The sequence below is a fragment of the Microvirga aerilata genome (genome assembly GCF_016743775.1).
Taxonomy (GTDB): Bacteria; Pseudomonadota; Alphaproteobacteria; order Rhizobiales; family Beijerinckiaceae; genus Microvirga; species Microvirga aerilata.
In genome coordinates this window covers 76,781-102,328 of the sequence record NZ_JAEQMY010000010.1, presented here as the reverse complement: position 1 = coordinate 102,328, position 25,548 = coordinate 76,781, and the positions used below count along the sequence as shown (strand labels likewise).

Here is a 25,548-nt window from a genome sequence, read left to right as displayed (position 1 = left end):
AGCTTGGGCCGCCTCAGCTCCCCGCGATGAGGGAACTACCCCACCGCAAACAGATCCCGCGTCTCGGCCGGACCTTGCGGCTCTTCAAAAGCGTTCGGATCGCCCGGAGCCGTCTCCCACCCAAGATCGGGGAGCGCGATGATGCGAAGCCCGCGCGGATCGTTGCGGGTCACGACCACGTTGCGGCTCTCCATATAGGCGATGAGGCGGCGCGCCCGGCCCGGCGAGCGGCTTCCGCAGGCCCGCGCAATCTCGCCGTCCGGCGGGCAGGGCGAGCCTTCCATGGCGGCGCGGGCGATGAGCAGGTAGATGCCCTGGATGTCCTCGGTGAGTTCGCCCGCGAAGGCCACGGCGCGGTCCCATTCGGAGCCCTCGGCGGTTGCCGTGTCGACGCCGGCGCGGGCCACCGCCAGGCGGCGGCGGAAGGCGGGCAGGTTCAAGGGCTCGCCGGCCACGCGCCGGATGCGGCAGCGCACGAGGAAATCCTGGTAGAGCACGGCGACCGAGCGGAAGGCGGCTTCGGGATCGTCCATGATCTCGCGCAGGATCGTGTTAAGCGCCGCCTCGCGCTCGGCTTTCGACTGCGCGGTCTCCTCCGCCTGCGGCTCGGGTGCTGCGGCAGGGCGCGTGCGGGCGAGCTGGGCCAGGAGATCGTTGGTGGAGGGAGCCGGCGGCGGTGGAGGGGCGCGGCGCGGCATGACCGGGCGGGCGGGCTCGTCCTCGCCCGCCTTGAAGATGAGGTCGCGGGCTTCTTCCTTCGGCTGCTCCGGCAACGGCATCAGCTTGAAGGAGCCGCTGCGGGTGGAGGTTTCGACCTCGCCGATGCGGATGGGCAGCGGGCGGCGCGAAAGGGCGGGACCCAAGGCCACGAAGTGCCCGCGCTCGAGGTCGCGGAACATCTCGGCCTGGCGGCGCTCCATGCCCAACAGGTCGGCGGCGCGCGCCATGTCGATGTCGAGGAAGGTGCGGCCCATGAGAAAGTTGGAGGCCTCCGCCGCCACGTTCTTGGCGAGCTTGGCGAGGCGCTGGGTGGCGATGATGCCGGCCAGCCCCCGCTTGCGGCCGCGGCACATGAGGTTGGTCATGGCGCCCAGCGAGACCTTTCTCGCCTCATCCGACACGTCGCCTGCGGCGGCCGGCGCAAAGAGCTGCGCTTCGTCCACCACCACCAGCATGGGGTACCAGTAGTCGCGCTCCGCATCGAAGAGGCCGCCGAGAAAGGCCGCAGCACACCGCATCTGCGCCTCTGCGTCGAGGCCTTCCAGGCTCAGCACCACGGAGACCCGGTGCTGGCGCACGCGAGCGGCGATGCGCTGGAGGTCGCCCTCGCTGCGGGAGGCATCCACCACCACATGGCCGAACCGGTCGGCGAGCGTGACGAAATCGCCCTCTGGGTCGATGATGGCCTGCTGGACGAGGTTGGCGCTCTGCTCGAGAAGGCGGCGCAGGAGATGCGACTTGCCGGAGCCGGAATTGCCCTGGACGAGCAGACGCGTCGCCAGAAGCTCTTCCAGATCGAGCAGAGCCGATTGTCCTCCAGGGGCGGGGGACAACCCTCCCGAGGACACCTGTCCCATGTCGATGCCAGCCTTCATCAGCCTCCCTCGCACGATCGAAAGCATCGGACCCGAAAGTGGAAGGCACTTTTGGGGTTATCCGATGCTCATTCTTCCAAGCGCATCGTTCGGAGCGGACCCGAAGGGCCGCACGATGCGCGAAATCCAGCTTGGTCCTAACACGGCAAAGCCTAGGAAAGTGCCGACGGATGCGAAGCTCTCCACAGGCGAGAGGGGCTATCCCCAGGCATGACGCCGCAGACCCAAGGAAACCTGGGCCGGAGAGGATCATTAATCCCCGACAGACGCTCCCAGGATGAAAGATGCCGATCCCTGCCCCTGCCACCCGAATCGCCGACGAGTCCCCTGTCCTCCGGGTGCAGGGCACGGGTCAGCCGATGAGCCCGGGCGAGGGCGCGGCCGGAACGCAGGCGGTTCCGCCCGGCACGGAGCGGGCGGAAGGGGCCTTCGGGGTCTTCGGCATGATGATCTCGGGGCTGATCATCATCTTCGCCCTCGTGCTGCTTTTCCTGCGCTTCCGGAACCGGGGCTGATCAGTCGGCCGCGGCCGCTTCGGCAGCCTTCACGGCGCTGCCGCGCAGGGGCCGCTCCTCCAGGGCCAGCAGGAAGGCGAGCGCCAGCCCGAAGCCGACGAGGGCCGCCAGGAATACGTAGCTGAAGACATCCCCGAGATTGATGCCGCTCGCGGACGCCGCAGCGCCCAGAGCTTCGAAGCTCGCAGCCCCGCTCAGGCCCGATCCGCTGAGCACGATGGCACCGAAGATTGCCACGATGAAGGCGCCGCCGAGCGAGCGGAAGAAGTTGGCCGTGCCCGTCGCGGTTCCCATCTCGTGGGAGGCCACCGCGTTCTGGGTGGTGACCATGGTCACGGGCAGGAGCGTGCCCAGGCCGACGCTGATGACGGCCAGGACGACCTCGACGGCGGTGATGGACAGGGCTTGGCCGTAGACCACGAGCACCCCGGTGGCCGCCATGGCCACCAGAAGGCCCGCGATGGGAAGCCGCTTGTAGTGCTTCACCTTCGCCATGGTGCGGCCGGACAGGGTTGCGCCCACCACCGTTCCGGCCATGAGCGGAATGAGCGCCAGGCCCGACAGGCTCGCCGAGAGGCCGCGCACCGCCTCGAAATAGACCGGCAGGTAGATGGTAAGCCCGATATAGGTGCCCATGCCGAAGCAGGCGGCGAGCACCCCCATGCGCACCACGGGATTGTGCAGCACGCCCGGTGGGATCAGCGGCTCGGGCGCCAGACGCATGCGCGCCGCAAACAGCCCCCAGAGCACCAGAGAGACGGCAAAAAGGCCCAAGATCGGCAGCGAGCCCCAGGGAAAGCGGATCCCGCCCCAGCTCAGGCTCAAGAGCAGCGCCACGGTCGCCGTTACCAGAAGAACGGCTCCCAGGAGGTCGAGCCTGTGCGGTCGCTCGAAGCGCGGGAGCTTTTTCAGGCTGCGGAACGCGATGGCGAAGGCCACGAGCCCGAGCGGCAGGTTGATCCAGAAGATCGCCGACCAGTGCAGGTGCTCGGCAAAATAGCCGCCCAGCACCGGCCCGAGGAGGCTCGAGGTCATGAACACGCTGGCGAAGTAGACCTGATAGCGCCCGCGCTCCCGCGGCGGCACGATGTCGGCGATGATGGTCTGCGCCAGCGCGATCAGCCCCCCGCCGCCGATGCCCTGGATGCCCCGGGCCAGGATGAGGAAAAACATCGTGGGCGCGAGCGCGCAGGCGATGGATCCGGCGATGAAGACCACGATGCCGATCAGCATGATGACGCGGCGGCCATAGGAATCGCTGAGCTTGCCGTAGAGCGGCGTCACGGCCGTGGAGGTCAGGAGATAAACCGTCACGATCCAGGGCAGGTGCTCCAGATCGCCCAGCTCACGGCCGATCGTCGGCAGCGCCGTCGCGATGATGGTCTGGTCCAAGGCCGCCAGGAACATGGCCAGGAGAACGCCGACGATGATCGTGCGGATCTCGGCATGGCTCAAGGCGGGTGTCGGGCTGCCCCGAAGCGTCTCGTTGGTTGATTGATCCATCGTGTCCGTCGTGTTCCGGCAAGCCCATCTAGGGGACGAGGAGCAGCTTTGTCCTCGCCCGGGCCGCAGGGCGGGTATGCGTTCCGGCTGACGAGCGAGCTTAAACCCGGGAGCCATCCACAGGTTCCGCAGCATTGCACCATTCCATACAGGGCTAGGGTCTGGCATCCGGCAGGATCGTTCCTGTAATGTTCGCCCATGGCACCTCGCACCCATCTCTCCCTCGCCCAAGCGCGTCGCGTTGCCCTCGCCGCCCAGGGCTTCCTCGAACGCCGCCCCGAAGCCGCGACCAAGCGCCACCTGAGCCGCGTGCTGGGGCGCTCGCACCTGCTCCAGATCGATTCGGTCAACGTGCTGGTGCGGGCCCACTACATGCCGCTTTTCTCGCGGATCGGCGCCTATGACCGTGGGCTTCTCGAAAAGACCGCCTACCACCCGAGGAGGCGCGAGACCTTTGAATACTGGGGCCACGAGGCCTCCCTGATCCGGCTCGACCTGCATCCCCTCTTCCGCTGGCGCATGGAGCGCGCGCGGCAGGGCGAGGGCATCTACGGCGGGCTCGCCCGCTTCGGGCAGGAGAAGCGCGCCTTCATCGAGGAGGTGCGCTGCGAGATCGAGACACGCGGGCCGATCGGTGCAGGCGAACTCTCGATCGGCGGCAAGGGAAAGGGCTCCTGGTGGGGCTGGAGCGACGGCAAGCGCGCGCTGGAATGGCTGTTCTGGGCAGGCGAGGTCACCACCGCCACACGGCGCGGCTTCGAGCGCATCTACGACCTGCCGGAGCGGGCTCTGCCCTCCGACATCCTGAACGCGCCGACGCCTTCCGCAGACGAGGCGCAGCGCGAACTCCTGCGGCTCTCCATTCGGGCGCTCGGCATCGCGTCCGAGCGTTGCCTGCGCGACTATTTCCGCCTGGAGCCGAAGGATACGAAGGCCCGCATTCCCGAACTGGTGGAGGCGGGCGATCTCATCCCTGTCACGGTCGAGGGCTGGGGTCCGGTCTATCTCGATCCGGAGGCCAAGATCCCGCGGCGCGTCGAGGCGCGGGCGCTGGTGTCGCCCTTCGACCCCATCGTCTGGGAGCGCACACGCACGGAGCGCCTGTTCGATTTCCGCTACCGCATCGAGATCTACACCCCGGCCGAGAAACGGGAATTCGGCTATTACTGCCTGCCCTTCGTGCTCGGCGAAAAAATCGTCGCCCGCGTCGACCTCAAGGCGGACCGTGCGGCGGGCAATCTCATCGTGCACTCGATCCACCCGGAGGCCTCCGTTCCGCCGGAGGAGATCGCACCGGCCCTCGGCGACGAGCTTCGCCTGATGGCCGGGTGGCTCAATCTCGGCAGCGTCACTGCGCCGAACGAGTGGCGGAAGAGGCTGGGGCTTTGAGATCAGCACGGCCGCAGAGTCATTCCTGGGCGGAGCGCAGGTCGGGAAGGAAACGCATAGCACTGCGCATGTGGGTGGATCCCCTTCCCTCACTTCGTTCGCGGGGATGACAGGGTGGTGCCGACCTCGTGGTTCTGCCGCCGTTGCTCACCCTCCGTGTCATTCCCGGCCGGAGCGTTAGCGGAGGGGAAGGGAATCCATAGCACCACGCATGGGAGTGGATCCCCTTCCCGCCCTGGGGTCGCCAGGGATGACCTAGCGGATCGCCATGAGTGCTTGGCTCTCGCCAGACACGCTCAAGCCCCTATCTGATGCGACCATGAACACGCTCATTGCCCCCGCCACGCGCCTGTGGCTTCGCCTGCGTCTCAACGAAATCGGCCCGTTGCTGTCGGTTTCCGCCTGCGGTTTCTTCGCCTGGGCCTTCATCGCACTGGCCGACGAGGTGCAGGAAGGCGAGACGCACACCTTCGACCGCCAGCTCCTGCTCGCCCTGCGCGATCCCCAGAACCCGGCCAATCCCCTCGGGCCCTCCTGGCTGGAGGAGTCGGCGCGGGACTTCACGGGGCTTGGCGGCTACGCGATCCTGACGCTTCTCACCCTGGCGACGGTCACCTATCTGCTCATGGCGGGAAAGCGCGGCGCAGCCCTACTGGTGCTGGTCGCCATCGTCGGCGGCACCCTCATTTCCACTGGCCTGAAACTCGGCTTCGAGCGGCCGCGGCCGGATCTCGTGCCCCATGCGACCAGGGTTTACACGGCCAGCTTCCCGAGCGGCCATGCGATGATGTCCGCCATCACCTATCTGACCCTGGGCGCCTTGCTCGCCCGCGTGGAGAAGAGCCGACGCGTCAGCGCCTTCATCATGGGACTGGCCATCGTCATGACCCTGCTCGTGGGCGTGAGCCGCGTCTATCTCGGCGTTCACTGGCCGAGCGACGTGCTCGCCGGATGGTCCGTCGGCGCCGCCTGGGCAGCCCTGTGCTGGTTTGTGGCGTTGCAGCTGCAGCGGCAGGGACAGGTGGAGAAGCCGGGCGAGCACACGCGGGCATCCGACGCGAAGGAATCATGACCGACCCACGCGACAGGCCCGAAAGGAAGCCGCCGCGCAAGGTGAGCCCGGCTTATCTGCAGCGGGCCGCCATGTCCTATCTTGAGCGCTATTCCTCCTCGGCCGAGAACCTGCGCCGGGTCCTGCGGCGGAAGGTGGACAAGCGCTGCCGCCTGCGCGGCGAGGACCCGGCCGAGTTTCACGAGCTGATCGACGAGGTGGTGGCGAAAAGCCTGCGGGTCGGCCTCATCGACGACAGCCGCTACGCGGAGGCCCGCGTCGCCACCCTGCGGCGCCGGGGCGGTTCGGCCCGGGCTATCCAGGCGAAGCTCTCCGCCAAGGGGGTGGACCGCACCACCATCGCGGCGGCTCTGGAGGGAGAAGAGGGCGACGAAGAGCAGGCCGCCCGCGCCTTTGCCCGCCGCCGCAAGCTCGGGCCGTTCCGGCCCGGCGAGCGCGCGCCCTATCGCGACAAGGACTTGGCCGCCATGGCCCGCGCCGGCTTCCGGTTCGACGTGGCGCGGCAGGTGATCGAAGGCGAGCGGGAGTGAAAGGCTTCTTCAAAGAGCATGAGGCGAGGGCAACAAGCTAATGGGCTGTTCGCCGCTTCTTTGACGCTGTGCGGCGCTTCGGAGGTGGCAGCAAGGACTTATGCTCCGGCAGGCTGACCCAACATGATCCTGCGAGGATCAGCATGACCATGATCCCCAAGAACGCCGCTAGGCCGCCTATCCCGAAAGGGGGCTGGCTGACAACCAATGCATAGCCCAGCACGGCATGTATGGCTGCATAAAACAGCGTGCACAGGATCAGAGGCACCGGAAGGCGCGGTGCCTGAGGGTTGCTGGCAATCGGAGGATAGAGCAGGCAGATGAGCATTCCGAGAATCGGCCCTATCCATTCAGTTGACCCGTCAAACAGTAACACGTCTAACATGTCGCCTCCCGACATCGTCTTACTCCGGGAGCGCCACCGGAACAGCCAGCGCGCTGTCATCCTGGTGCTGGCTGCTAGCAAAGGCGGCAAGCCGACATAGATGAACCAGAAGAGACGTTGTTGGAAGAGATCATTGCCTGGGTTCTCAAGGTTGAATGAGCAATCACCCCATACGAGCAGCAGGATCGCTCCACCGAGCCAATCCCATTCCAGGGCAGGAGAGCTACTTGGCTTATGAAATGCATCTTCGCCTGAGACCGCCGCCCGATTGGCCGAGGCAAATTCGGGAGCCTTTGAGAAAAGGTGATGAAAAACGAGATCAGAAAGCGCCGACAGGCTAACGATGCCCGTCAAAGTCATCCAATCATGAAACAGTAGGGCGGTCGGGGCAAGGATCAGAACTGTGGCCCACCGTGTGGTCCACTGAAGAGAAAGCTTCTTTCTCTGAGGCACGATCAACGCTCTAAGCAATGTGGAATGTAATTTGCTTACATAGTGCGGAGTGCTACTCGCAACAGTGCTCCAATGTTTATTGGTTATCTCGACTCTGTGAGTACCGACGGTCAACAAGAGCAGGGCTTCTCGGCTCACCTCACGAACATGATCGTCGGCTGGTCCTTGTAGGTGGTGCGCCGGAACTCCCGGTAACCGCATTTCTCCGCCACGCGGATGGACGGCCCGTTCTCAGGAGCGATGATGCAGGCGGTGCGCACGGGGCCGAAATGCGTCTCGCCCCAGGTGATGGCAGCGCGAGCGGCCTCCGTCGCATAGCCCTGCCCATGCTGGTCGCCGGCGAGCACCCAGCCGATTTCCGGCATGCCGTCGAGGGAGGGTTCGATATCGCGCTTGAAGTTGCCGAACCCGACCTCGCCCACGAACCGGCCCGTCTCCTTGTCGGTCACAACCCAGTAGCCGAAGCCCAGAAGCAACCAGTGGCCGGCATAGCGCAGCATCCTGGCCCAGACCTCCTCCTGCGTGGAGGGCTTGCCGCCGATGAACCGCACGCTCTCCGGATCGGTCCAGAGGGCAAGGGAGTCGGCAAAATCGTCGAGCCGGTGCCCGCGCAGGACGAGACGGTTCGTTTCGACGGTGGGGACGAGGTCGGATGAAGGAAAGGAACTGAGCATCGGGCAACCTGGCGAGAAAGCCTTCGAGAACGTGTTCTACAACAAGCCTGCGCCGACATTGACCGCAAGAGCCAGAATCGTCGTGTTGAACAGGAAGGACAGAATCGTGTGGGCAAGCGCCAGGCGGCGCATGCGCCGGGACACGATGACCACATCCGATGTCTGCGCCGCGGCACCGAGATTGAAGGAGAAATACAGAAAGTCCCAGTAGTCGGGCCGGCTCTCCTGCGGAAAGGTAAGGCCCTGCCGCTCTCCCCCATCGCCGTAGTATTCATGGGCGTAGTGGATCGCATAAATCGTGTGCACGAAGAACCAGGAGCACAGAATCGTGACGGCGGCGATCGAGAGGCGGAAGACCTGCTGCCCGGCCTGCTCGTCCTGAATGCCGCTCAACTCCACCGCGATGGCCGCAAGGCTCGCGATGGAGGCCGCGAGCGTCAGCACCAGCACGACGACGGCGCTTTCGTCCTCCTCCGCCGCGCGCTCCTGCATCTTCGCGGTGGATGAACGAGCCGCCATGGTCCAGGCGAGAGCCAGATAGGAGACGACGCCGATGTCCCAGGCCGCGAGAAGCCGTGAGTTCGCCAGCCATGAGGACGGTAGGACGCCAAAGACCAGGGCAGCGACGATCGCCGCACCGAGAAGCCGCGGACGCAGGCGAGCCTGTACGGAAACGATCATCAAAAACTCGCAAATCGAACGGGATAATACCCTCTGGAGGCTCGCGCCCCATGTCCTAGATCACCCATCCTATCCACAAAAGGAGAGACCAGCATGAACCGCAAGGCAAGAGCCGTCTGGCAGGGCACGGGCAAGGAGGGCATGGGCCAGCTTACCTCCGATTCCGGCGTTCTGTCGTCGACGCCCTATTCGTTCAAGACCCGCTTCGAGAACGAGAAGGGCACGAATCCCGAGGAGCTGATCGCCGCGGCCCATGCGGGCTGCTTTACCATGGCGCTCGCCTTCCAGCTCCAGGGCGCGGGCTTTACGGCCAACGAGCTTGCCACGGAAGCGGTGGTGTCCGTCGAGCAGCAGGGCGGCGGTTTCGTGATCACCCGATCGGCGCTGACGTTGAACGCCAACGTGCCGGGGATCGACCGCGCCAAGTTCGAGGAACTCGCCCGCGCGGCGGAGAAGAATTGCCCGGTCTCGAAGGTGCTCAACGCGGAGATCACGATGGACTTCACGCTGGCTTAGATTCTTGCTGTGATTCCGGGGCGGCGCGTTGGAACCGCCCCGGGATCCATCACCGCTGACAGTCGAGCATGTGACGCCGCGGCCATCGGAAGACCTTAAGCTTTGGCGTCGTGTTTCCGGATTCCGGGCTCCGCCTATGGCGGCCCCGGAACGCCAGTGACTTCGAGGACGATTACATTCCCGCCTTCTTGTAGCCGTCGACGATGGCCTGCCCGTCGGCACCGGCCTTCTTCAGCCAATCGGCGGTGAGCTGCTCACCGACCTTCAGCAGGCCCGCCTTGAGTTCAGGGCCGGGAGGCTGCACCTTCATGCCGTTCTTGGCCAGCTGCTCAAGGTACCACTTGGTCTTCTCCTGGGCGAGCTTCCAGCCGCGCTCCTCGGCGGTTTTGGCGGCCTTGAGCAAAGCCTCCTGGACTGGCTTGTCGAGGGCATCGAAGGCCGCCTTGTTGATGAAGGTCATGTTCTTCGGAATCCAGGCCTGCGCGTCGTAGAAGTGCGTGAGCGACTCCCACACCTTCGCGTCGTAGCCCGTGGCGCCCGAGGTCATGAAGGTGGTGACCACGCCGGTGGCCAGAGCCTGCGGCAGCTCGGCTGCCTGGACGGTCACCGGCTGCGCACCGACGATCTCGGCGATGCGCGAGGTGCCCACATTGTAGGCGCGCCACTTCACGCCTTTGAGGTCCTCGACGGTGTTGATGTCCTTCTTGGCGAAGATCCCCTGCGGCGGCCACGGCACCGCGAAGAGCAGCATCAGGCCCTGGCCTGAGAGCTTCTTCTCGATGGCAGGCCGCTGCACGTCCCAGAGCTTCTTCGACTGGTCGAAGGAGGTGGCGAGGAAAGGCACCACGTCGAGACCGTAGAGCGGATCCTCGTTCTCGTGCAGCGACATCAGCACCTCGCCGGCCTGCGCCTGGCCGGTCTGCACCGCGCGCTTGATCTCCGGCGCCTTGAAGAGCGAGGCGTTGGCATGCACCGTAATCTGCAGCTTGCCGCCCGTTGCGTCCGCGACATCCTTGGAGAAGGCGTTCAGGTTCTCGGTGTGGAAGTTGTCGGTCGGATAGGCGGCGGGCAGGTTCCACTTGGTCTGGGCCAGGGCGGGTGCCGCCATCAGCAGCGCGCCGGCAAGGCTCAGGGTCAGTCGCGTCATGTGCTTCATCAGTCTGTCTCCCTCTGATTATGTTTTATCCTACTCCGGAAAAGCGAGCCGCGGCAGCCACAGCGCGATGTCCGGAAAAGCCGTGATGATGGCGACCGCAACCACGAGCAGGAAGAAGAACGGCAGCGCCGCCCTGGCGACGGCGAAGCTGTCCCGCCCGCTCATGTTCTGCAGCACGAAAAGATTAAATCCGACCGGCGGCGTGATCTGCGCCATCTCCACCAGGATGATGAGGAAGACGCCGAACCAGATGAGGTCGAAGCCCGCCTGCTTCACCATGGGCAGCACCACGACCGTGGTGAGCACGATCATGGAGATGCCGTCGATAAGGCACCCCAGCAGGATGTACATGACTGTCAGTGCCGCGATCAGCACGTAAGGCGAGAGCTGCAGCGACTCGACCCAGGCCGCCAGGGCCGCAGGAATCCCCGTATAGGCCATGGCCGCCGTGGTAAAGGCGGCGCCGGCAAGGATCAGCATGATCGTGACGGTCAGGCGGGTCGCGCTCAGAAGGCTGTCCCGGAATGTCGCCCAGGTCAGCGTGCCCGACCACCAGGCGAGGAGGAGCGCCCCGGTCACGCCCCAGGCGGCACATTCCGTCGCCGTCGCCAAGCCGAAGATGAGGGCGGAGAAGATGAAGGCGATCAGCAGGAGAACGGGCAGGAGCTTCGCCGAGCGGCGCAGCTTGTAACCGAGGCTCGTCCGCGGCTCGGGCAGCGGGGACTTCTTCGGATTGAGCGACGACCAGACGACGATGTAGCCCGAATAAAGCCCCATCACCAGAAGACCGGGCAGGAAGCCGGCCAGGAAGACCTGGATGACGGACACGTTGGCCGCGATGGCATAGACCACCATGGGAATGGAGGGCGGAATGAGAAGCCCGAGCGTGCCGGATCCGGCAAGGCTCCCTAAGCTCATCATGTCGTCGTAGCCGCGTTTTTTAAGCTCCGGCAGCGCGATCTTGCCGATGGTGGCGCAAGTGGCGGCCGACGAGCCCGACACCGCGGCAAACACGCCGCAGCCTACCACGTTCACATGCAAAAGGCGGCCGGGAAGCCAGTTGAGCCAGGGCGCCAGCCCCAGAAACATCTGCTCTGACAAGCGCGTGCGAAACAGGATCTCGCCCATCCAGATGAAAAGCGGCAGGGCAGCCAGCGACCAGGATGCGGAGCTCGACCAGACGGTGGTGGCAAGAACTGGCCCGATGGGAACGGGCGTGACCATGAAGATGGCCGCAAACCCCACGATGAGCAGGGCGATTCCGATCCACACCCCAAGCGCCAGCAGGGAAACCAGGAGACCGAACAGGATGGCGGCGGTGGTGACGAGACTGAGATCTGCAAACATCGTTCAGAGCCCACTCTCGGCCGCGCGGTCGACGATCTCTTCGGGCGTGGCGGGCGGCTCCTTTTCATAGCGGGGCGCATGGCCGGTGAGCACATGGGCGAGCTCGTCCAGGAACGCGATGGCCAGGATGGCGAGGCCCACCGAATATCCGAGCTGGGGAAACCACAAGGGCACGGCCAAGGCGCCTTGGGACATGTCGTTGAAGCGCCAGCTGTCATAGGTCATGTGCAGGGCATAGAAGGCGAAGAAGAGGATCACGGCCGCACCGATGACCAGGCATAGGATCTCGATGCCGCGCCGGCCGGAGGCAGGCAGCCGGTCGAGCACCAGTCCGACACGAATCAACTCACCGGACCTGAAGGTGTGAGCAAGCCCGAGGAACGCCATCGCCGCCATGGACCAGGCCGCGAAATCGTCGCCTGCGGGGATGTTCATGCCAGCCTCGCGGCCCAACGAGAGGGCCATCATCAAAAGGAAGATGACAAGGAGAAACACGCCTGCGAGATAGCCGGCGAAGCGATAAAGGCCGTCGAGAGCGGAACGGAGCATGCAGCACGTTTTCTTTGGCGCGTAGTGCGCGGGCTGAGCTTACCGCCACGGCAGGCCAGGGCAAGAGCCTCTCCGATCATGAATGCACAAGCTAGAGCCTTTTCTGCGCAAGGTGTGGGCAGGCGTGCCCTTCAATCCTGGCCGTCGGCTGGGCGGCCAAAGCCGAACCGGGATCGTTGGACGAGCAGAGCGCAGGCTTCCCTCCCCTTGTAGGGAGGGCCAGGACGGGGTGTGGGCGTTAGCCTATCCGCGTGTGGCGCCAGCACCCCCACCTTCTCGCCATTGGGAAGGAGGGCTGGTCGCGCCATTCCCGGCTACCGAGCATGAATTCTGCTGCGCGGGCTCTGGTGACAAAGATCGCCCTCCTGATCATGCGACCTCCCGCCCCTTCCGGAACCCTCGCCACAACCCTATCTGCATGCTAGAACAAAAAGCGAACAATTCAGCGAAAAGACCCATGGACGAGAAGCTTAGCCGAAAGCTGCGCATCCTGGCGGATGCGGCGAAATACGATGCCTCCTGCTCCTCCTCGGGCGCACCCAAGCGCAAGGCGGATGTGGGCGGCCTGGGCTCCACGGTCGGGAGCGGCATCTGCCATGCCTACACGCCGGACGGGCGCTGCGTGTCCCTGCTCAAGATTCTGCTCACCAACTACTGCCTGTTCGACTGCGCCTATTGCGTGAACCGGCGCTCGTCCAACGTGAAGCGGGCGAAGTTCTCCGTGGACGAGGTGGTGACGCTCACGGTCGAGTTCTACAAGCGCAACTACATCGAGGGCCTGTTCCTGTCGTCCGGCATCATCCGCTCGCCGGATTACACCATGGAGCAGATGCTTCTGGTGGCCAAGAAGCTGCGCCGCGACCACGGCTTTCGCGGCTACATCCACCTGAAGACGATCCCCGAGGCGAGCCCCTGGCTCATCGAGGAGGCGGGGCTTTGGGCTGACCGCCTGTCGATCAACCTCGAGCTGCCCACCGAGACCAGCCTGGAGCGGCTGGCGCCGGAGAAGGACGGCGCCTCCATCGAGAGCGCCATGGCCCAGATGTTCGAGCGCATCGAGGAGGCTCGCGAGGAGCGACGGCACTTCTCGCCGGCCGGCCAGACCACGCAGATGATCGTGGGCGCCGACGAGACCACGGACCAGGATGTGCTGCGCACCTCGGCCAAGCTCTACGGTCATTACGACATGAAGCGGGTGTATTATTCCGCCTTCAGCCCGATCCCGGATTCGAGCGCCATCCTGCCCCTGAAATCGCCGCCGTTGATGCGCGAGAGCAGGCTCTACCAAGCCGATTGGCTGCTGCGCTACTACGGGTTCAACGTGGACGAGATCGCGTCCGGCGGCGAACAGGGCATGCTCGACCTGGACGTCGACCCCAAGCTCGCCTGGGCGCTCAAGAACCGACACCTGTTCCCGGTGGACGTGAATCGGGCCGAGCGCGAGATGCTGCTGCGCGTGCCGGGCCTCGGCGCGCGGGCCGTCGACAAGATCGTGGTGGCGCGAAAGCACACCACCCTGCGGCTGGAGGACGTGGCCCGGCTCACCTCGGGGCTGAAACGTGCCAGACCCTTTCTGATCACGGCGGATCATCACCCGAAAGCCAAGCTCGACAGGCTCGACTTGCGCGAGCGGCTGATCGAGAAGCCCGAGCAGTTGAGCATGTTCGTATGATCCAACCAGTGAACGGTCATTCCAGGGCCGCGCAGCGGTGGGCTCTCGTTTCACTCGCCCCGGAATGACAGGGAAGAATACTCATGACCCTCCACCGCATCACCCTGAAATGCGGCGCGGACCTCCAGGGCTTTCGCCGGGCGGTGCGCTGGCTGATCGCGGAGGAGCTTGCACCGCAGCACGTGGTCTTCGCCATCGACGACGCGCCGAGCCTGTTCGGCAACGAGCAGACAGGCGATGCACCGGCAGTGACGATTCCGAAAGGCGTGGCGCAGCTCATCGAGCATGTGGTCTGCCATTGCGACCCGGAGCGCTACGCCCTGCTCTACGGCCTCGTCTGGCGGGCGCTGAACGGGGAGCGCGATCTGCTCGAGGTTGCGAGCGATCCGCTGGTGCACCGCATCGACATGATGGCGCGCTCGGTGCGGCGCGACCTGCACAAGATGCACGCCTTCGTGCGCTTTCGTCGGATGAAGGGCGAAGAGGTTGAGCGTTTCGCGGCCTGGTTCGAGCCGGAGCATTTCATCCTTGCGGCTGCAGCCCCCTTCTTCGTCGACCGCTTCCGCTCCCTCGATTGGACGATCCTCACGCCGCTCGGCTCCATCCATTGGAACCGGGAGGCCTTGAGCTTCGGCCTGCCGGCCCGGCGCGAGGATGCGCCGGATGAGGACAGCTTCGAAGAGGGTTGGCGCGGCTATTACGAGAGCGTGTTCAACCCGGCGCGGGTGAACCCCACCGCCATGCGGGCCGAGATGCCCAAGAAGTACTGGCGCAACATGCCGGAGACCGCCGCGATCCCGGGGCTGATCCAAACTGCCTCCCAGCGCGTTGAACGGATGATCGAACAGGAGGCAAGCATGCCGGCAAAACGCACCCCGGAGCGCGCGCTCGAAGCCATGTTCGACCAGGACCCGAAGAGCCTGGAAGAACTCAACGCCATCATCGCGAAAGCCGGCCCCCTCGTGCCCGGCGCCACCCAGGCCGTGTTCGGCGAAGGCCCGCTGCATGCGGACATCATGTTCGTCGGCGAGCAGCCAGGCGATCAGGAGGATCTGCAGGGGCGGCCCTTCGTGGGTCCTGCCGGCAAGCTCCTGACCAAGGCCATGGGGGAGGCTGGAATCGTGCGGGAGCAGGCTTATCTCACCAATGCGGTCAAGCACTTCAAGTTCGACCAGCGCGGCCACCGGCGCATTCATGCCAAGCCTACGGCGGGCGAGGTAAAGCATTACCGGCCCTGGCTCATGAAGGAGCTGGAGCTGGTGAAACCCAAGCTCGTGGTGGCGCTCGGCGCAACCGCCGTTCTGGCGCTCTCGGGCAAGGCGACGCCGATCACCCGTTCCCGGGGACGGGCGCGGTTCGGAGACTACGAGGGCTACATCACCGTCCACCCTTCCTACCTGCTGCGCCTGCCCGACGAGGCGACGAAGCGGGAGGCCTATGAGGCGTTCCTCACCGACCTGCGCCGCATCCGCGATCTCGCGCAGGCGGATCCTGAGACGGGCGAGTTACCCCTGGCGGCGGAGTAGGCAAGAGTACGGCTCACCCGTTTGGGATGTTGCCAGGCTTTCCCGAAGAGCAGACCGTGCCCGAAGCCAGAGCCGATCCGGCCTGGCCGAGGGAGGCGCCGGACAACCGGCGAGAATGTCATGCCGCAGTTCGTGATCGAGCGAGAGATGCCGGGCGCCGGCAGCCTGTCTGCCGCAGATCTGAAAGGAGCCTCGCAGACCTCATGCAACGTGCTGCGCGAGCTCGGGCCCGAGATTCAGTGGGTCCAGAGCTACGTTACGGACGACAAGATCTACTGCGTCTATCGCGCGCCCGATGAAGGCCTGATCCGTGAGCATGCCGAAAAGGCGGGATTTCCGGCAAACAGCGTCTCCCAGGTCCGGTCGATCATAGATCCGACCACCGCTGACTAGCGCATCGTAAAACGAGGCGAAGCTGGTCAGCTAAGCCGCTGGCCGATCCATTCCCCGGCTCCCTGGAGATCGGCGGAGGTGGGTTGCTTCGGCCCCTCTGGCGGTCTGAAGCCCGCTTCCAGAAACCAGTGGCCGGGTTAATGTGCTGCCCGCGCCGCAAGCTTCCGGCGATGGTCGAGGTGACGCATGGCCGGCGTCACCGTGATGCCGTGGAGCACGATGGACACGAGGATGATGAACCCGGCCGTGCTCCAGAGCAGGTTCGCGTTGTCGAATTTCGCGTGGTTCAGGGCATAGGCGAGGTAATAGATCGACCCGAGGCCGCGGATGCCGAAGAAGCTGATCGCCGCTCTCTCGCCGGGGGGCGGATCGGTGCCGATCAGGCCGATCCAACCGGCGAGCGGCCGCACCACGAACAGCGCCAGGAGACCGAAACCGGCGGCCTGCCACGTGAGGGTGGCGAACAGGTTTCCGCCCGTCATGGCGCCTCCGAGCAGAACGAGCAGCACCATCATCAGGAGGCGCTCGAGCTCTTCGGCAAAATCGTGCAGCTTGGAATGGTATTCGTGCTCCGGCTCCGTGGCCCGGAGCGCCAGCGCCGCCACGAAGACGGCAAGAAACCCGTAGCCCCTGACCATTTCCGTCAACCCGTAGGCAACGCAGGTGATGCCCACCGCCACGAAGCCGGCGCCGGTGCGCGACAGCTTGGCCCGGTTCGGCAGGTGGAAGGTGAGCCAGCCGAGCGCCCGCCCGATCACATATCCCATGCCGATGCCGGCTGCGATCTTCCAGACCACCGCATAGGCGAACCATTCCATCACGCTGGTCGCGCTCACCTCATGGGCAAAGGCGACGGCGAGCAGAATGAACGGAAAGGCGAGGCCGTCGTTGAGGCCTGCCTCCGAGGTGAGGGTGAAGCGCACTTCGTCCTCTTCGCTGTCTCCGGGAGGCCCGACCTGGATGTCGCTGGCGAGCACCGGATCCGTTGGCGCGAGAGCGGCCGCCAGCAGCAGAGCCGCCGCAAGGCTCAGGCCCATCATGACCTGGCCGAGCCAGGCCAGCGCCACAATCGTCAGGGGCATGGAAATGCCGAGGAGCCGCCAGGTGAGCCGCCATCGCTTCCAGCCGAAGGGACGGTCGATCTTGAGGCCTGCGCCCATGAGCGAGATGATGACCACGAATTCGCTCAGGCGTTCGACGAGGGCGAGTTCTTCGTTGGGGTGAGGCATCACGCCCGGAATTTGAGGAAAGGCGAAGATGAGCGCACCTAGTCCGACGCAGAAGATCGGCAGGGACAGGGGCAGTTCCTTGAGAACCATGGGAAGCCAGGCTGTGAGCAGGACGACGACCCCGAATCCAGCCAGCACGACGATGTAAGCGCTCATAAGGCAGCGAACGCCGTCCAGACTCGGCGGTTCCCCTGAGGGAGGGGTTAATCCCCGTTAACCGTCCCTTAAACCGCCACAATTAGGGTGCCTCAGAGCACCAAAGGCCGGGCAGCACCGGCCGCAGCGCATCGGGCGGAAAAGTGGATCCGGTTTTCCGCAGGAACGACGCGCCTTTAGGAAATGAGCGTCGGATTGATCTCAAAAGTGGACACCACTTTTAGGTCCGAGGCTCTCAATGCGGGGTAACGGGACGTGGCGAACGGACGTGATCGGCGTGAGCCGGTGTTCGATGCGCCCGCTGGGCAAGCGGGAGAGCTGAGTTTTCGCCTCTCGCCCGAGGACCGGGCAGGGGGAACGATGGCGCGCAGGCAGGCCTCTCGAAACGGTGGCAAGCCGCCGCGCCTCAAGAAAGCCAAGCGCAAGGGAGGTCGCTCCCTGTTCAGCAAGCTGGTCTATGCCGGGCTGGTGCTCTGCCTCTGGGGCGTCATCGGCGTCGGCGGCATCGTGGCCTATTACGCCTCGCAGCTGCCCCCCATCGACCAGCTCTCCGTTCCCAAGCGACCGCCGAACATCGCCATCCTGGCGAGCGACGGCTCGCTGCTCGCCAATCGCGGTGAAACCGGCGGACGCACGGTCAACCTCAAGGAACTGCCGCCCTATCTGCCGAAGGCCTTCGTGGCCATCGAGGACCGGCGCTTCTACGACCATTTCGGCATCGATCCCATCGGCATCGGGCGCGCGGTCTACCGCAACCTGGCTCACAAGGGCGGCCTGCAGGGCGGCTCGACGCTGACGCAGCAGCTCGCCAAGAACCTCTTCCTCACCCAGGAGCGCACCGCCTCGCGCAAGATCCAGGAAGCGATCCTGGCGCTTTGGCTCGAGCGCAACTACTCCAAGGACCAGATCCTCGAGCTCTACCTCAACCGTGTCTATTTCGGCGCCGGCGCCTATGGGGTCGAGGCCGCAGCCCAGCGCTATTACGGCAAGTCGGCCCGCAACGTGTCGCTCGCGGAAGCGGCCGTGCTGGCGGGCCTCGTCCAGTCCCCGTCGCGTCTGGCCCCCAACCGCAATCCGGATCGGGCCCAGGCCCGCGCGGAACTCGTGATCGCGGCCATGAACGAGCTCGGCTTCATCACGCCCGGCATGACCAAGACCGCGCTCGGCACCCCGGCCGAGCCCGTGCGCCCCAACGGGGCGGGATCGGCCAATTACGCGGCCGACTACGTGATGGACGTGCTCGACGATTTCGTCGGCACCGTGGAGTCCGACATCGTGGTCTCGACCACCATCGAGCCCTCCATGCAGGCAACGGCCGAGCGGGTGCTCGTGGAGGAGCTCAACGCCAAGGGTCAGAAGTTCAACGTGAGCCAGGGCGCCTTCGTGGCCCTGCAGCCGGACGGCGCCGTCAAGGCCCTGGTGGGCGGGCGCAATTACGAGGCAAGCCAGTTCAACCGGGCGACCGCCGCCCGCCGCCAGCCTGGCTCGTCCTTCAAGCCCTTCGTGTATCTCGCCGCCGTGGAGCATGGCTATACGCCCGACACGGTGATGGAGGACGCCCCCATCGCCTATAAGGGCTGGGCTCCTAAGAACTACGACCGCAAATATCGCGGACCCATCACCTTGCGGGACGCCCTGGCGCTCTCGCTGAACACCATCGCGGTCAAGCTCAACATGGAGGTGGGGCCGAAAGCCGTGGTGCAGACGGCGCAGCGCCTCGGCATCTCCTCGCCTCTGCAGGCCAACGGCTCGCTGGCGCTCGGCACCTCCGAGGTGACGCCGCTCGAACTGGTGAGCGCCTATGCGGCCTTCGCCAATGGCGGCATCGGCGTGGTGCCCTACGTGATCTCTCAGGTGAAGACCACGGACGGCAAGCTGGTCTACAAGCGCCCGACCTCGGGAGGCTTGGGGCGTGTGATGGATCCGGGCGTCGTGGCCCAGATGAACGAGATGATGCACAACACCTTCGTGATCGGCAGCGCCCGCAAGGCCCAGGTTCCCGGCTGGCCCATGGCCGGCAAGACCGGAACGACCGACGATTACAAGGACGCCTGGTTCGTGGGTTTCACCGGCAATCTCGTGGCCGGCGTCTGGCTCGGCAACGACGACGGGGCGCTCACCAAGAACGTGACCGGCGGCAACCTGCCGACGGAGGTCTGGCACAACTTCATGAAGGCAGCCCTGAAGGACCAGCAGCCCGTGGCGCTCCCCGGCAGCGAACGCTTCCGCACCCCGTCGGACGTGCCGGTGGCGGGCACCGGGCAGGATCCGCGCTATGCGAGCGCCGGTGAAGGCAGCTGGGTTGCACCCGCACCCCAGCCTCGGCGCGCCGCCAGCCGCGAGAAGAACTTCTTCGAGAAGCTGTTCGGACTGTAAGGCACCGGGTCTGCGATCCTCGAACGATTACCTGGCACGTAATCGCCATCGCTTTCCGATCCCGGCATACTGGCTTCCATCACGCAAGCCCGGGAGCATGCCATGCCTGCCTACGCCGTCGCCCATCTGCAGGACGTCAATGTCGGCCCTGAAATCGTTGCGTATATCCGGCGCATCGACGAGACGCTGGCGCCCTTCGGCGGCCGTTTCCTGATCCACGGAGGACCTGTCGAGGTCCTGGAGGGAACATGGCGGGAGGACCTGATCGTGATCGCGTTCCCGGACAGGATCCAAGCTCGCGCCTGGTACGCCTCACCTGCCTACAGGCAGATCCTGCCCCTGCGCACCGAAAACGCAAAGGGGGATACGTTCTTCATCGACGGCGTATCGGACGATCACAAGGCGACCGATATTCTGGCCGGGTTGCCCATGGGCGCCTAGAACATCGGACCCGCAGGCCCGCGCGGCGCGCTAGAACTGTTTCCATTTCCATGGAATCGGCTTTCTTCCTGGCTGTGGCGCATGTTCAACGATGAACCGGATCCACTTCACCTGAAAATGCTCTAGTGCTGGGCTGACGTGCCCCGTGCCCGCCCCGTCGCCAGGAACAGGACGAGCGCCAGCATGCCGGTCGTGGCGATGGTGGCGGGCAGCGGCAGGGCGGAGGCGTCGAGGTTTCGGCCCAGGAGAATCCCCAGGACCGCCGCGAAGGTCATCTGGCAGATCCCCAGCAGCGACGAGGCCGCGCCGGCGCGGTCCGGAAACGGCATCAGGGCGGAGGCCATGGATTGCGGCATGGTGAGGCCGACGCCGAGCGCATAGATCGCCATCGGTCCGGTGATGGCAAAGGACGACGGGACGCCCGCGAGCACCAGGATCAGCATGGTGACGCCGCCGACCGCGAGGCTCGTCACGCCGAGCTTGATGGTGCCGTCGAGCCCGCGCCGGCCGACCAGATGCTGCGCCAGATAGGTGCCGCCGATGAAGCCGATCACCATGAAGCCGAAGGAGAAGGAGAAGGACAGCGCGTCGAGCCCGTAGATGTTCTGGAGCACGAAGGACGAGCCGGAGATGAAGGCGAACAGCCCGCCATAGGTGAGCATGGATAGGCCCACATAGGTCCGGTAGCCCCGATGGGCGAGGAGCGACCTGAACCCACGGATGATCGACAGGAAGGAGATCGGCATGTCCGACTTCCTGCGGATGCTCTCCGGCATGCGCAAGAGGATCGTGACCGCAAGCGCCACCCCGAACAGGATCATTACGCCGAACGTCACCCGCCAGCCCGTGAACCGCTCGATGACGCCGCCGAGGATCGGGGCCGCGGCCGGCACCACGCCCATGATCGTGCCCATGCGCGACAGCTCCCGCCCTGCGCGCGGCCCTTCGTAGAAGTCGCGCACGATGGCCCGGCCCAGCACAATGGGGCCGGAAGCCCCGAGCGCCTGGAGGAAGCGGGCCGCGATCAGGGTCTCGATGTTGGGAGCGAAGGCGCAGATGAGGCTGGCGAGGGTGAAGAGCCCGAGCCCGAAGAGCAGCACGGGCTTGCGTCCGACCCGGTCTGAGATCGGCCCATAGAAGAACTGCCCTGCCGCAAAGCCCAGCAGAAAGGCCGACAGGGTGAGCTGCGTCTGTCCCGTGGTGGCCCCGAGCCCCGCCGCGATGGCGGGCAGCGAAGGCAGGTACATGTCCGTCGAGAGGGGGCCGAGCGCGGTAAGTAGCGCCAGGACGACGGTGAGGGCCAGCGTTTCGGGCTTGAGCATGGGATGGTTTTCAGCAATGAGGGGCAAGCCGCAGTAGGCCTAAACGGCGCGTCTGTCACGTTTTTATGGATTGGCCGCGAGGCATATCGTGAGCGTCATCCCTGAAGGGCCTGAGGCTGAGGGAAGGGAGGCCGTAGCGTGGCGCATGTGAGTGGATCCCCTTCCCTCGCTACGCGCTCGCCGGGGATGACAGCCTCAGTGTTATGATCGGTGGACGAGCGTAATACGGGCTTCCCTCCCCCTTGTGGGGAGGAGGGTTCCAGCGCCTTGATGGTCCTGACTCGCCAAGAGGAGACAGGTCTCGGGAAAGCTCGATGCCAACAGGACTCCTATAACGGTAGGTGAGGAGCCCCTACCCGATCCGGTGCAGGGCGCTGCCATAGGCTTTGAGCCAAGCCTCCGCTTCGTCGGTGCGCGGGCAGAGCTGGTGCGTGAGCTTCCAGAAGCGGTTGGAGTGGTTGAGTTCGCGCAGGTGCGCCACCTCGTGGGCGGCGAGATAATCCAGCACGAAGGGCGGGGCCATGATCAGGCGCCAGGAGAAGTTGAGCGCGCCGTTGGCCGAGCAGGAGCCCCAGCGGCTCTTGGTGTCGCGCACGGTGATGCGCTTGGCCGGCACCCCGAGCTGCGCCGTGTGGCGCTTCACGGCGACGGCGAAATCCCGCTTGGCCTCCGCCTCGAGGAAATCGCGCACCCGGCGGGCCACGTGAGACGCCTCGCCCGCAACCGCGATGATCGGCTCGCCGGCGCTGCCCTTGGTGGCCTGGGTCACGCCGCGCACGGTCGACCAGTGGACGATGCGGTGGGGCACACCCCGCAGGGGCACAAGGGCGCCGGGCTCGAACGGCACCCGCTCCGGCACCCGGGCGAGCCGCGTGGCGATCCAGTGGCTGTGGCTGTCGGCGAAACGTTGGGCGAGGCCCACATCGGTTCGCTCGGGTATGCTGAGCACGACCTCGCCGGTCGCATTGGAGACGCGCAGCGTGATCCGTTTGGCGGTCGGACGCCGTTTGAGGGCCACCTTGAAGGATTGGCCCTCGTGAAGAACCTTGAGATGAGGCGGGTCCGCAGGAACGCGGCGGAACAGGGCGGATTTCATATCCGCAATCTGCCCTGTCACGCTGATTCTGTCAGCGCAGCCGTTTGCCGCTCCTAAGAACGTATCGAGAACAGCCTCAAGCCCTTGACGGCTTCTTCCTGGCTGGTTCTCGATTATGGGTCTCAATGAATTCAGCGATTCGAGGAGCGATCTGAGTCCTGAAACGAGAACCGTTGAAGACGCCATAGTGACCGACCCCGGCCTGCAGGTGGTAGAGCTTCTTGTCGGAGGACAGGTTGGGGGTCAACTCCAGGGCGGCCAGGGTCTGGCCCACGCCCGAGATGTCGTCCCGCTCCCCTTCGACCGCCATGATGGCGCAGCGCCGGATCGCCATGAGGTCCACCGGCTGGTCCCTGTGCATCATCTCGCCCTTGGGCAGTTCGTGGTTCACGAACACCTTCTCGACCGTCTGGAGGTAGAACTCGGCGGTCAGGTCCATGACGGCGAGGTACTCGTCGTAGAACTCCCGGTGCTTCTCGGCCGAATCGCCGTCGCCCTCCACCAGGTGGTTGAACATCTCCCAATGGGCGGTGAGATGCCGGTCGATGTTCATGGCCATGAAGCCGGAGAGCTGCTGGAAGCCTGGATACACGTCGCGCCAGAAGCCCGGATGGGACGGGGGCACCTTGGTGATGCAGTGCTGCCGGAACCAGTCGATGCCGCGCTCCTCCGCCAGCCGGTTGACGGCGGTGGGCGAGCGGCGGGTGTCGATGGGACCGCCCATGAGGGTCATGGAGCGCGGCGTGAGAGGATCCTTCTCGTCCTCCATGCGGGCGATGGCGGCGATCACCGGCACGGCCGGCTGGCACACGGCCATCACGTGGAGGTCCGGCCCGAGATCCTGGAACATGATTTTCAGGTAATCGATGTAGTCGTCCAGGTCGAACCGGCCTTCGGCCAGGGGCACCATGCGGGCGTCGGTCCAGTCGGTGATCATCACCTGGTGGCTGGGCAGGAAGGTCTCGACCGTTCCGCGCAGGAGGGTGGCGTAGTGACCGGACATGGGCGCCACGATGAGGAGCTTCGGCTGATCCTTGGCGGCGGGGTGGTCGCGCTCGAAGGAGATTACCCGGCAGAAGGGGCGCTCCCAGACGGTTCGCTCGGTGACCGCCACCTCCGCGTTGCCGATCCTGGTGGTCGGCAGGCCGAAGACTGGCTTGCCGTAGCGCCGGGTGGTGCGCTCGAACAGTTCGCAGGCGGCGGACACCGTCCGGCCATAGGGCGTGTTCGTGAGCGGGTTACCGGGATTGTCGAAGAAATGCTTCGTGAAATCGGAAGCCGCGCGAGCGGGGCTCAAAAGCCAATGGGCGGTATCGTACCAATAATAAGAAAAGTTCATTCATATCCCCAAGGTTGGGCGCCCGTTCTCGCAGATTGTCGTAGGCTTTATCCTCAACCGTAATTTTAAGATTAAAGTTCCTGCGGCTGATTGCAACATACTTGTTTTTCCAAGCCGAAACGGTCTCACTGGTGTTTTGCTGCATCACCCCGGGCGATCTTAGGAAAATAGACGAGGCCTGGGTTGCTTGGCGAACCGGGCGGCGGCCCTATTCTGTTCGGGGATGTCCAAAATCGAACCGAAGAGCCTGACCCACCACGCCCGGCATCTGCGCCTCGACACCCTCGTTCGCCTGCGCTGGCTTGCCGTCGCGGGCCAGGCGGCCGCCGTGTCCGGGGTCCGGTTCGGCCTGGGCTTTTCCCTGCCCTTCGGTCTCTGCTTCCTGGTGATCGCGGCCTCGGCGTGGGTCAACCTGTTCCTGCGCATCCAGTATCCGGCGAGCCACCGGCTCAGCGACAACCTCGCCACGGCGCTCCTGGCCTTCGACATCCTGCAGCTGGCAGCCCTCCTCTACCTGACCGGAGGTCTCGAGAACCCGTTCGCCATGCTGTTTCTGGCGCCCGTGCTCATCTCCGCCACCGCGCTGCCGCCGGAGCGGACCCTTGGGCTCGGGCTTCTCGCCGTCGGCTCGGCAACGCTTCTCGTGCTCGCCCACAAGCCCCTGCCCTGGTTTCCGGGGCAAGGATTCAAGCTGCCCTTCCTGTATGTAACCGGGATCTGGACCGCCATCCTCCTCGGCACGGCCTTCATCGGCATCTATGCCTGGCGGGTGGCGGAGGAGGCCCGCCAGCTCGCGCAGGCGCTCGCCGCCACGGAGCTGGTGCTCGCCCGCGAGCAGCACTTGTCCCAGCTCGACGGCCTGGCGGCGGCGGCGGCCCACGAGCTGGGAACGCCCCTCGCCACCATCGCCCTGGTGACCAAGGAGCTGGGCCATGCGCTCCCCAAGGACGGCCCGGTGGGAGAGGATCTGCGGCTCCTGCAGGAGCAGGTGGAGCGCTGCCGCACGATCCTGACCAAGCTCACCTCCATGGGCCAGGAGGACGAGACGGAGTTCCTGGAGACGATCACGCTCAGCCACCTGGTGGAGGAGATCGTCGAGCCACAGCGGGCGGTGGGCTTCGACGTGAAGGTGGTGTCGAAGGGTGACGGCCCCGAGCCCATGGGGCGCCGCAATCCGGGCGTGGTCTACGGCCTGTCCAACATCCTCGACAACGCCACGGACTTTGCCGAGAGCCAGGTGACGATCGAGGCCTGCTGGTCCCCTCACGAAGTGTTCATCGAGATCCGGGACGACGGCCCCGGATACGCTCCCGAAATCCTCCTCAGGGTCGGAGAACCCTATGTGACCACCCGCAGCGCCGCCGAGCGCAGCGAAGACAGCGAGGAGGGTGGAGGACTCGGCCTGGGCCTGTTCATCGCCAAGACCCTGATCGAGCGTTCCGGGGCCGAATTGACCCTCACGAACGCGGCTCCGCCCGCCTCGGGCGCCATCGCGCGGATCGTTTGGCCTCGTCATGCGTTTGAACGAGGTGCGGCAATTTCGCCGCAGGGAGATCCTTCGGGGTCCCTCACAGAAGAGGGGAAGAATTCCCATATGAGAGAGGAGCTCAACTAGCTCGTCTCACAGAGGAAT

The 25,548-nt window shown here is 65.3% G+C and carries 23 protein-coding genes; 11 read left to right on the top strand and 12 right to left on the bottom strand.

Annotated elements, in window-relative coordinates:
* Positions 1 to 35: 35 nt before the first annotated feature.
* Positions 36 to 1,595: a helicase HerA domain-containing protein gene (locus tag JKG68_RS09330; protein ID WP_202058552.1), complete on the bottom strand. Its 1,560-nt coding sequence runs from the start codon at positions 1,593 to 1,595 to the stop codon at positions 36 to 38.
* A gap of 284 nt (positions 1,596 to 1,879) precedes the next feature.
* On the opposite strand from JKG68_RS09330, the gene JKG68_RS09325 reads away from it, so the two are divergent.
* Entirely contained in the window at positions 1,880 to 2,110 is a 231-nt protein-coding gene (locus JKG68_RS09325; protein ID WP_202058551.1) for a hypothetical protein, read from the top strand.
* On the opposite strand, the gene JKG68_RS09320 is transcribed toward JKG68_RS09325, so the two are convergent.
* The gene (locus JKG68_RS09320) at positions 2,111 to 3,613 is read right to left on the bottom strand and encodes an MDR family MFS transporter (RefSeq protein ID WP_202058549.1); all 1,503 of its coding nucleotides are present in this window, start codon (positions 3,611 to 3,613) and stop codon (positions 2,111 to 2,113) included. It abuts the gene before it with no gap.
* Between the two features lie 198 nt (positions 3,614 to 3,811).
* On the opposite strand from JKG68_RS09320, the gene JKG68_RS09315 reads away from it, so the two are divergent.
* The 3 genes from JKG68_RS09315 to JKG68_RS09305 all read left to right on the top strand — a co-directional run bounded on the left by JKG68_RS09315 (position 3,812) and on the right by JKG68_RS09305 (position 6,604).
* Positions 3,812 to 5,002 (top strand): winged helix-turn-helix domain-containing protein, encoded by a 1,191-nt coding sequence (locus tag JKG68_RS09315; protein ID WP_202058547.1) that lies wholly within the window; start codon positions 3,812 to 3,814, stop codon positions 5,000 to 5,002.
* Positions 5,003 to 5,321: 319 nt separating this feature from the next.
* Positions 5,322 to 6,074, top strand: coding sequence for a phosphatase PAP2 family protein (locus JKG68_RS09310; RefSeq protein ID WP_202058669.1), 753 nt, complete (start codon positions 5,322 to 5,324; stop codon positions 6,072 to 6,074).
* Positions 6,071 to 6,604 carry a regulatory protein RecX gene (locus JKG68_RS09305; RefSeq protein ID WP_202058545.1) on the top strand — a complete coding sequence of 178 codons (534 nt, stop codon included), beginning with the start codon at positions 6,071 to 6,073 and terminating at the stop codon, positions 6,602 to 6,604. Before JKG68_RS09310 ends, JKG68_RS09305 begins: the two co-directional genes overlap by 4 nt.
* Positions 6,605 to 6,641: 37 nt before the next feature.
* Here JKG68_RS09305 and JKG68_RS09300 read toward each other — a convergent pair whose 3' ends face one another.
* The 3 genes from JKG68_RS09300 to JKG68_RS09290 form a co-directional block, all read right to left on the bottom strand.
* A complete protein-coding gene (locus tag JKG68_RS09300; protein ID WP_202058543.1) occupies positions 6,642 to 7,442 on the bottom strand; it encodes a hypothetical protein in 801 nt (266 codons plus the stop codon).
* 134 nt (positions 7,443 to 7,576) lie between these two features.
* On the bottom strand, positions 7,577 to 8,116 hold the full coding sequence (locus JKG68_RS09295; RefSeq protein WP_202058541.1) for a GNAT family N-acetyltransferase: 540 nt from the start codon (positions 8,114 to 8,116) through the stop codon (positions 7,577 to 7,579).
* 36 nt (positions 8,117 to 8,152) lie between these two features.
* Positions 8,153 to 8,797, bottom strand: a complete 645-nt coding sequence (locus tag JKG68_RS09290) for a DUF1345 domain-containing protein (RefSeq protein ID WP_202058540.1) — start codon at positions 8,795 to 8,797, stop codon at positions 8,153 to 8,155.
* Positions 8,798 to 8,890: 93 nt separating this feature from the next.
* On the opposite strand from JKG68_RS09290, the gene JKG68_RS09285 reads away from it, so the two are divergent.
* Positions 8,891 to 9,313, top strand: coding sequence for an OsmC family protein (locus JKG68_RS09285; RefSeq protein ID WP_202058538.1), 423 nt, complete (start codon positions 8,891 to 8,893; stop codon positions 9,311 to 9,313).
* 172 nt (positions 9,314 to 9,485) lie between these two features.
* Here the strand turns inward: JKG68_RS09285 and JKG68_RS09280 are convergent, their stop codons facing one another.
* Genes JKG68_RS09280 through JKG68_RS09270 form a run of 3 tightly spaced genes read right to left on the bottom strand, consistent with a single transcriptional unit; the run spans position 9,486 to position 12,365 of the window.
* Complete coding sequence (locus tag JKG68_RS09280) at positions 9,486 to 10,469, bottom strand: TRAP transporter substrate-binding protein (RefSeq protein WP_202058536.1); 984 nt, start codon at positions 10,467 to 10,469, stop codon at positions 9,486 to 9,488.
* Between the two features lie 30 nt (positions 10,470 to 10,499).
* Positions 10,500 to 11,816, bottom strand: coding sequence for a TRAP transporter large permease (locus JKG68_RS09275; RefSeq protein WP_202058534.1), 1,317 nt, complete (start codon positions 11,814 to 11,816; stop codon positions 10,500 to 10,502).
* Between the two features lie 3 nt (positions 11,817 to 11,819).
* Positions 11,820 to 12,365, bottom strand: coding sequence for a TRAP transporter small permease (locus JKG68_RS09270; RefSeq protein WP_202058532.1), 546 nt, complete (start codon positions 12,363 to 12,365; stop codon positions 11,820 to 11,822).
* 457 nt (positions 12,366 to 12,822) lie between these two features.
* Here JKG68_RS09270 and JKG68_RS09265 point away from each other — a divergent pair, with 457 nt between their 5' ends.
* From JKG68_RS09265 to JKG68_RS09255, 3 genes are all read left to right on the top strand, one after another.
* Positions 12,823 to 14,037, top strand: a complete 1,215-nt coding sequence (locus JKG68_RS09265; protein ID WP_202058531.1) for a putative DNA modification/repair radical SAM protein — start codon at positions 12,823 to 12,825, stop codon at positions 14,035 to 14,037.
* A gap of 83 nt (positions 14,038 to 14,120) precedes the next feature.
* The gene (locus tag JKG68_RS09260) at positions 14,121 to 15,563 is read left to right on the top strand and encodes a UdgX family uracil-DNA binding protein (RefSeq protein ID WP_202058529.1); all 1,443 of its coding nucleotides are present in this window, start codon (positions 14,121 to 14,123) and stop codon (positions 15,561 to 15,563) included.
* A gap of 120 nt (positions 15,564 to 15,683) precedes the next feature.
* Positions 15,684 to 15,956, top strand: coding sequence for a DUF4242 domain-containing protein (locus tag JKG68_RS09255; RefSeq protein ID WP_202058527.1), 273 nt, complete (start codon positions 15,684 to 15,686; stop codon positions 15,954 to 15,956).
* Positions 15,957 to 16,093: 137 nt separating this feature from the next.
* On the opposite strand, the gene JKG68_RS09250 is transcribed toward JKG68_RS09255, so the two are convergent.
* Positions 16,094 to 17,341: a cation:proton antiporter gene (locus JKG68_RS09250; RefSeq protein ID WP_202058525.1), complete on the bottom strand. Its 1,248-nt coding sequence runs from the start codon at positions 17,339 to 17,341 to the stop codon at positions 16,094 to 16,096.
* A 255-nt stretch (positions 17,342 to 17,596) separates the two neighbouring features.
* Between JKG68_RS09250 and JKG68_RS09245 the strand changes: the two genes are divergently transcribed.
* On the top strand, positions 17,597 to 19,717 hold the full coding sequence (locus JKG68_RS09245) for a transglycosylase domain-containing protein (RefSeq protein WP_202058523.1): 2,121 nt from the start codon (positions 17,597 to 17,599) through the stop codon (positions 19,715 to 19,717).
* 102 nt (positions 19,718 to 19,819) lie between these two features.
* Positions 19,820 to 20,158: a DUF1330 domain-containing protein gene (locus JKG68_RS09240; protein ID WP_202058521.1), complete on the top strand. Its 339-nt coding sequence runs from the start codon at positions 19,820 to 19,822 to the stop codon at positions 20,156 to 20,158.
* A gap of 122 nt (positions 20,159 to 20,280) precedes the next feature.
* On the opposite strand, the gene JKG68_RS09235 is transcribed toward JKG68_RS09240, so the two are convergent.
* The 3 genes from JKG68_RS09235 to JKG68_RS09225 all read right to left on the bottom strand — a co-directional run bounded on the left by JKG68_RS09235 (position 20,281) and on the right by JKG68_RS09225 (position 23,915).
* The gene (locus tag JKG68_RS09235; RefSeq protein WP_202058519.1) at positions 20,281 to 21,480 is read right to left on the bottom strand and encodes a multidrug effflux MFS transporter; all 1,200 of its coding nucleotides are present in this window, start codon (positions 21,478 to 21,480) and stop codon (positions 20,281 to 20,283) included.
* 352 nt (positions 21,481 to 21,832) lie between these two features.
* The gene (locus JKG68_RS09230; protein WP_202058517.1) at positions 21,833 to 22,576 is read right to left on the bottom strand and encodes a M48 family metallopeptidase; all 744 of its coding nucleotides are present in this window, start codon (positions 22,574 to 22,576) and stop codon (positions 21,833 to 21,835) included.
* A gap of 76 nt (positions 22,577 to 22,652) precedes the next feature.
* Positions 22,653 to 23,915: a polyhydroxyalkanoate depolymerase gene (locus tag JKG68_RS09225; protein ID WP_202058515.1), complete on the bottom strand. Its 1,263-nt coding sequence runs from the start codon at positions 23,913 to 23,915 to the stop codon at positions 22,653 to 22,655.
* 223 nt (positions 23,916 to 24,138) lie between these two features.
* Here JKG68_RS09225 and JKG68_RS09220 point away from each other — a divergent pair, with 223 nt between their 5' ends.
* Positions 24,139 to 25,530, top strand: a complete 1,392-nt coding sequence (locus JKG68_RS09220) for an ActS/PrrB/RegB family redox-sensitive histidine kinase (RefSeq protein ID WP_202058513.1) — start codon at positions 24,139 to 24,141, stop codon at positions 25,528 to 25,530.
* Positions 25,531 to 25,548 lie beyond the last annotated feature (18 nt).

What these genes read in the sequence shown, in the direction of transcription:
- JKG68_RS09330 (WP_202058552.1), bottom strand. Translation starts at nt 1,595, where the DNA reads ATGAAGGCTGGCATCGACATGGGACAGGTGTCCTCGGGAGGGTTGTCC.
- JKG68_RS09325 (WP_202058551.1), top strand. Translation starts at nt 1,880, where the DNA reads ATGCCGATCCCTGCCCCTGCCACCCGAATCGCCGACGAGTCCCCTGTC.
- JKG68_RS09320 (WP_202058549.1), bottom strand. Translation starts at nt 3,613, where the DNA reads ATGGATCAATCAACCAACGAGACGCTTCGGGGCAGCCCGACACCCGCC.
- JKG68_RS09315 (WP_202058547.1), top strand. Translation starts at nt 3,812, where the DNA reads ATGGCACCTCGCACCCATCTCTCCCTCGCCCAAGCGCGTCGCGTTGCC.
- JKG68_RS09310 (WP_202058669.1), top strand. Translation starts at nt 5,322, where the DNA reads ATGAACACGCTCATTGCCCCCGCCACGCGCCTGTGGCTTCGCCTGCGT.
- JKG68_RS09305 (WP_202058545.1), top strand. Translation starts at nt 6,071, where the DNA reads ATGACCGACCCACGCGACAGGCCCGAAAGGAAGCCGCCGCGCAAGGTG.
- JKG68_RS09295 (WP_202058541.1), bottom strand. Translation starts at nt 8,116, where the DNA reads ATGCTCAGTTCCTTTCCTTCATCCGACCTCGTCCCCACCGTCGAAACG.
- JKG68_RS09290 (WP_202058540.1), bottom strand. Translation starts at nt 8,797, where the DNA reads ATGATCGTTTCCGTACAGGCTCGCCTGCGTCCGCGGCTTCTCGGTGCG.
- JKG68_RS09285 (WP_202058538.1), top strand. Translation starts at nt 8,891, where the DNA reads ATGAACCGCAAGGCAAGAGCCGTCTGGCAGGGCACGGGCAAGGAGGGC.
- JKG68_RS09280 (WP_202058536.1), bottom strand. Translation starts at nt 10,469, where the DNA reads ATGAAGCACATGACGCGACTGACCCTGAGCCTTGCCGGCGCGCTGCTG.
- JKG68_RS09275 (WP_202058534.1), bottom strand. Translation starts at nt 11,816, where the DNA reads ATGTTTGCAGATCTCAGTCTCGTCACCACCGCCGCCATCCTGTTCGGT.
- JKG68_RS09270 (WP_202058532.1), bottom strand. Translation starts at nt 12,365, where the DNA reads ATGCTCCGTTCCGCTCTCGACGGCCTTTATCGCTTCGCCGGCTATCTC.
- JKG68_RS09265 (WP_202058531.1), top strand. Translation starts at nt 12,823, where the DNA reads ATGGACGAGAAGCTTAGCCGAAAGCTGCGCATCCTGGCGGATGCGGCG.
- JKG68_RS09260 (WP_202058529.1), top strand. Translation starts at nt 14,121, where the DNA reads ATGACCCTCCACCGCATCACCCTGAAATGCGGCGCGGACCTCCAGGGC.
- JKG68_RS09255 (WP_202058527.1), top strand. Translation starts at nt 15,684, where the DNA reads ATGCCGCAGTTCGTGATCGAGCGAGAGATGCCGGGCGCCGGCAGCCTG.
- JKG68_RS09250 (WP_202058525.1), bottom strand. Translation starts at nt 17,341, where the DNA reads ATGAGCGCTTACATCGTCGTGCTGGCTGGATTCGGGGTCGTCGTCCTG.
- JKG68_RS09240 (WP_202058521.1), top strand. Translation starts at nt 19,820, where the DNA reads ATGCCTGCCTACGCCGTCGCCCATCTGCAGGACGTCAATGTCGGCCCT.
- JKG68_RS09235 (WP_202058519.1), bottom strand. Translation starts at nt 21,480, where the DNA reads ATGCTCAAGCCCGAAACGCTGGCCCTCACCGTCGTCCTGGCGCTACTT.
- JKG68_RS09230 (WP_202058517.1), bottom strand. Translation starts at nt 22,576, where the DNA reads ATGAAATCCGCCCTGTTCCGCCGCGTTCCTGCGGACCCGCCTCATCTC.
- JKG68_RS09225 (WP_202058515.1), bottom strand. Translation starts at nt 23,915, where the DNA reads ATGAACTTTTCTTATTATTGGTACGATACCGCCCATTGGCTTTTGAGC.
- JKG68_RS09220 (WP_202058513.1), top strand. Translation starts at nt 24,139, where the DNA reads ATGTCCAAAATCGAACCGAAGAGCCTGACCCACCACGCCCGGCATCTG.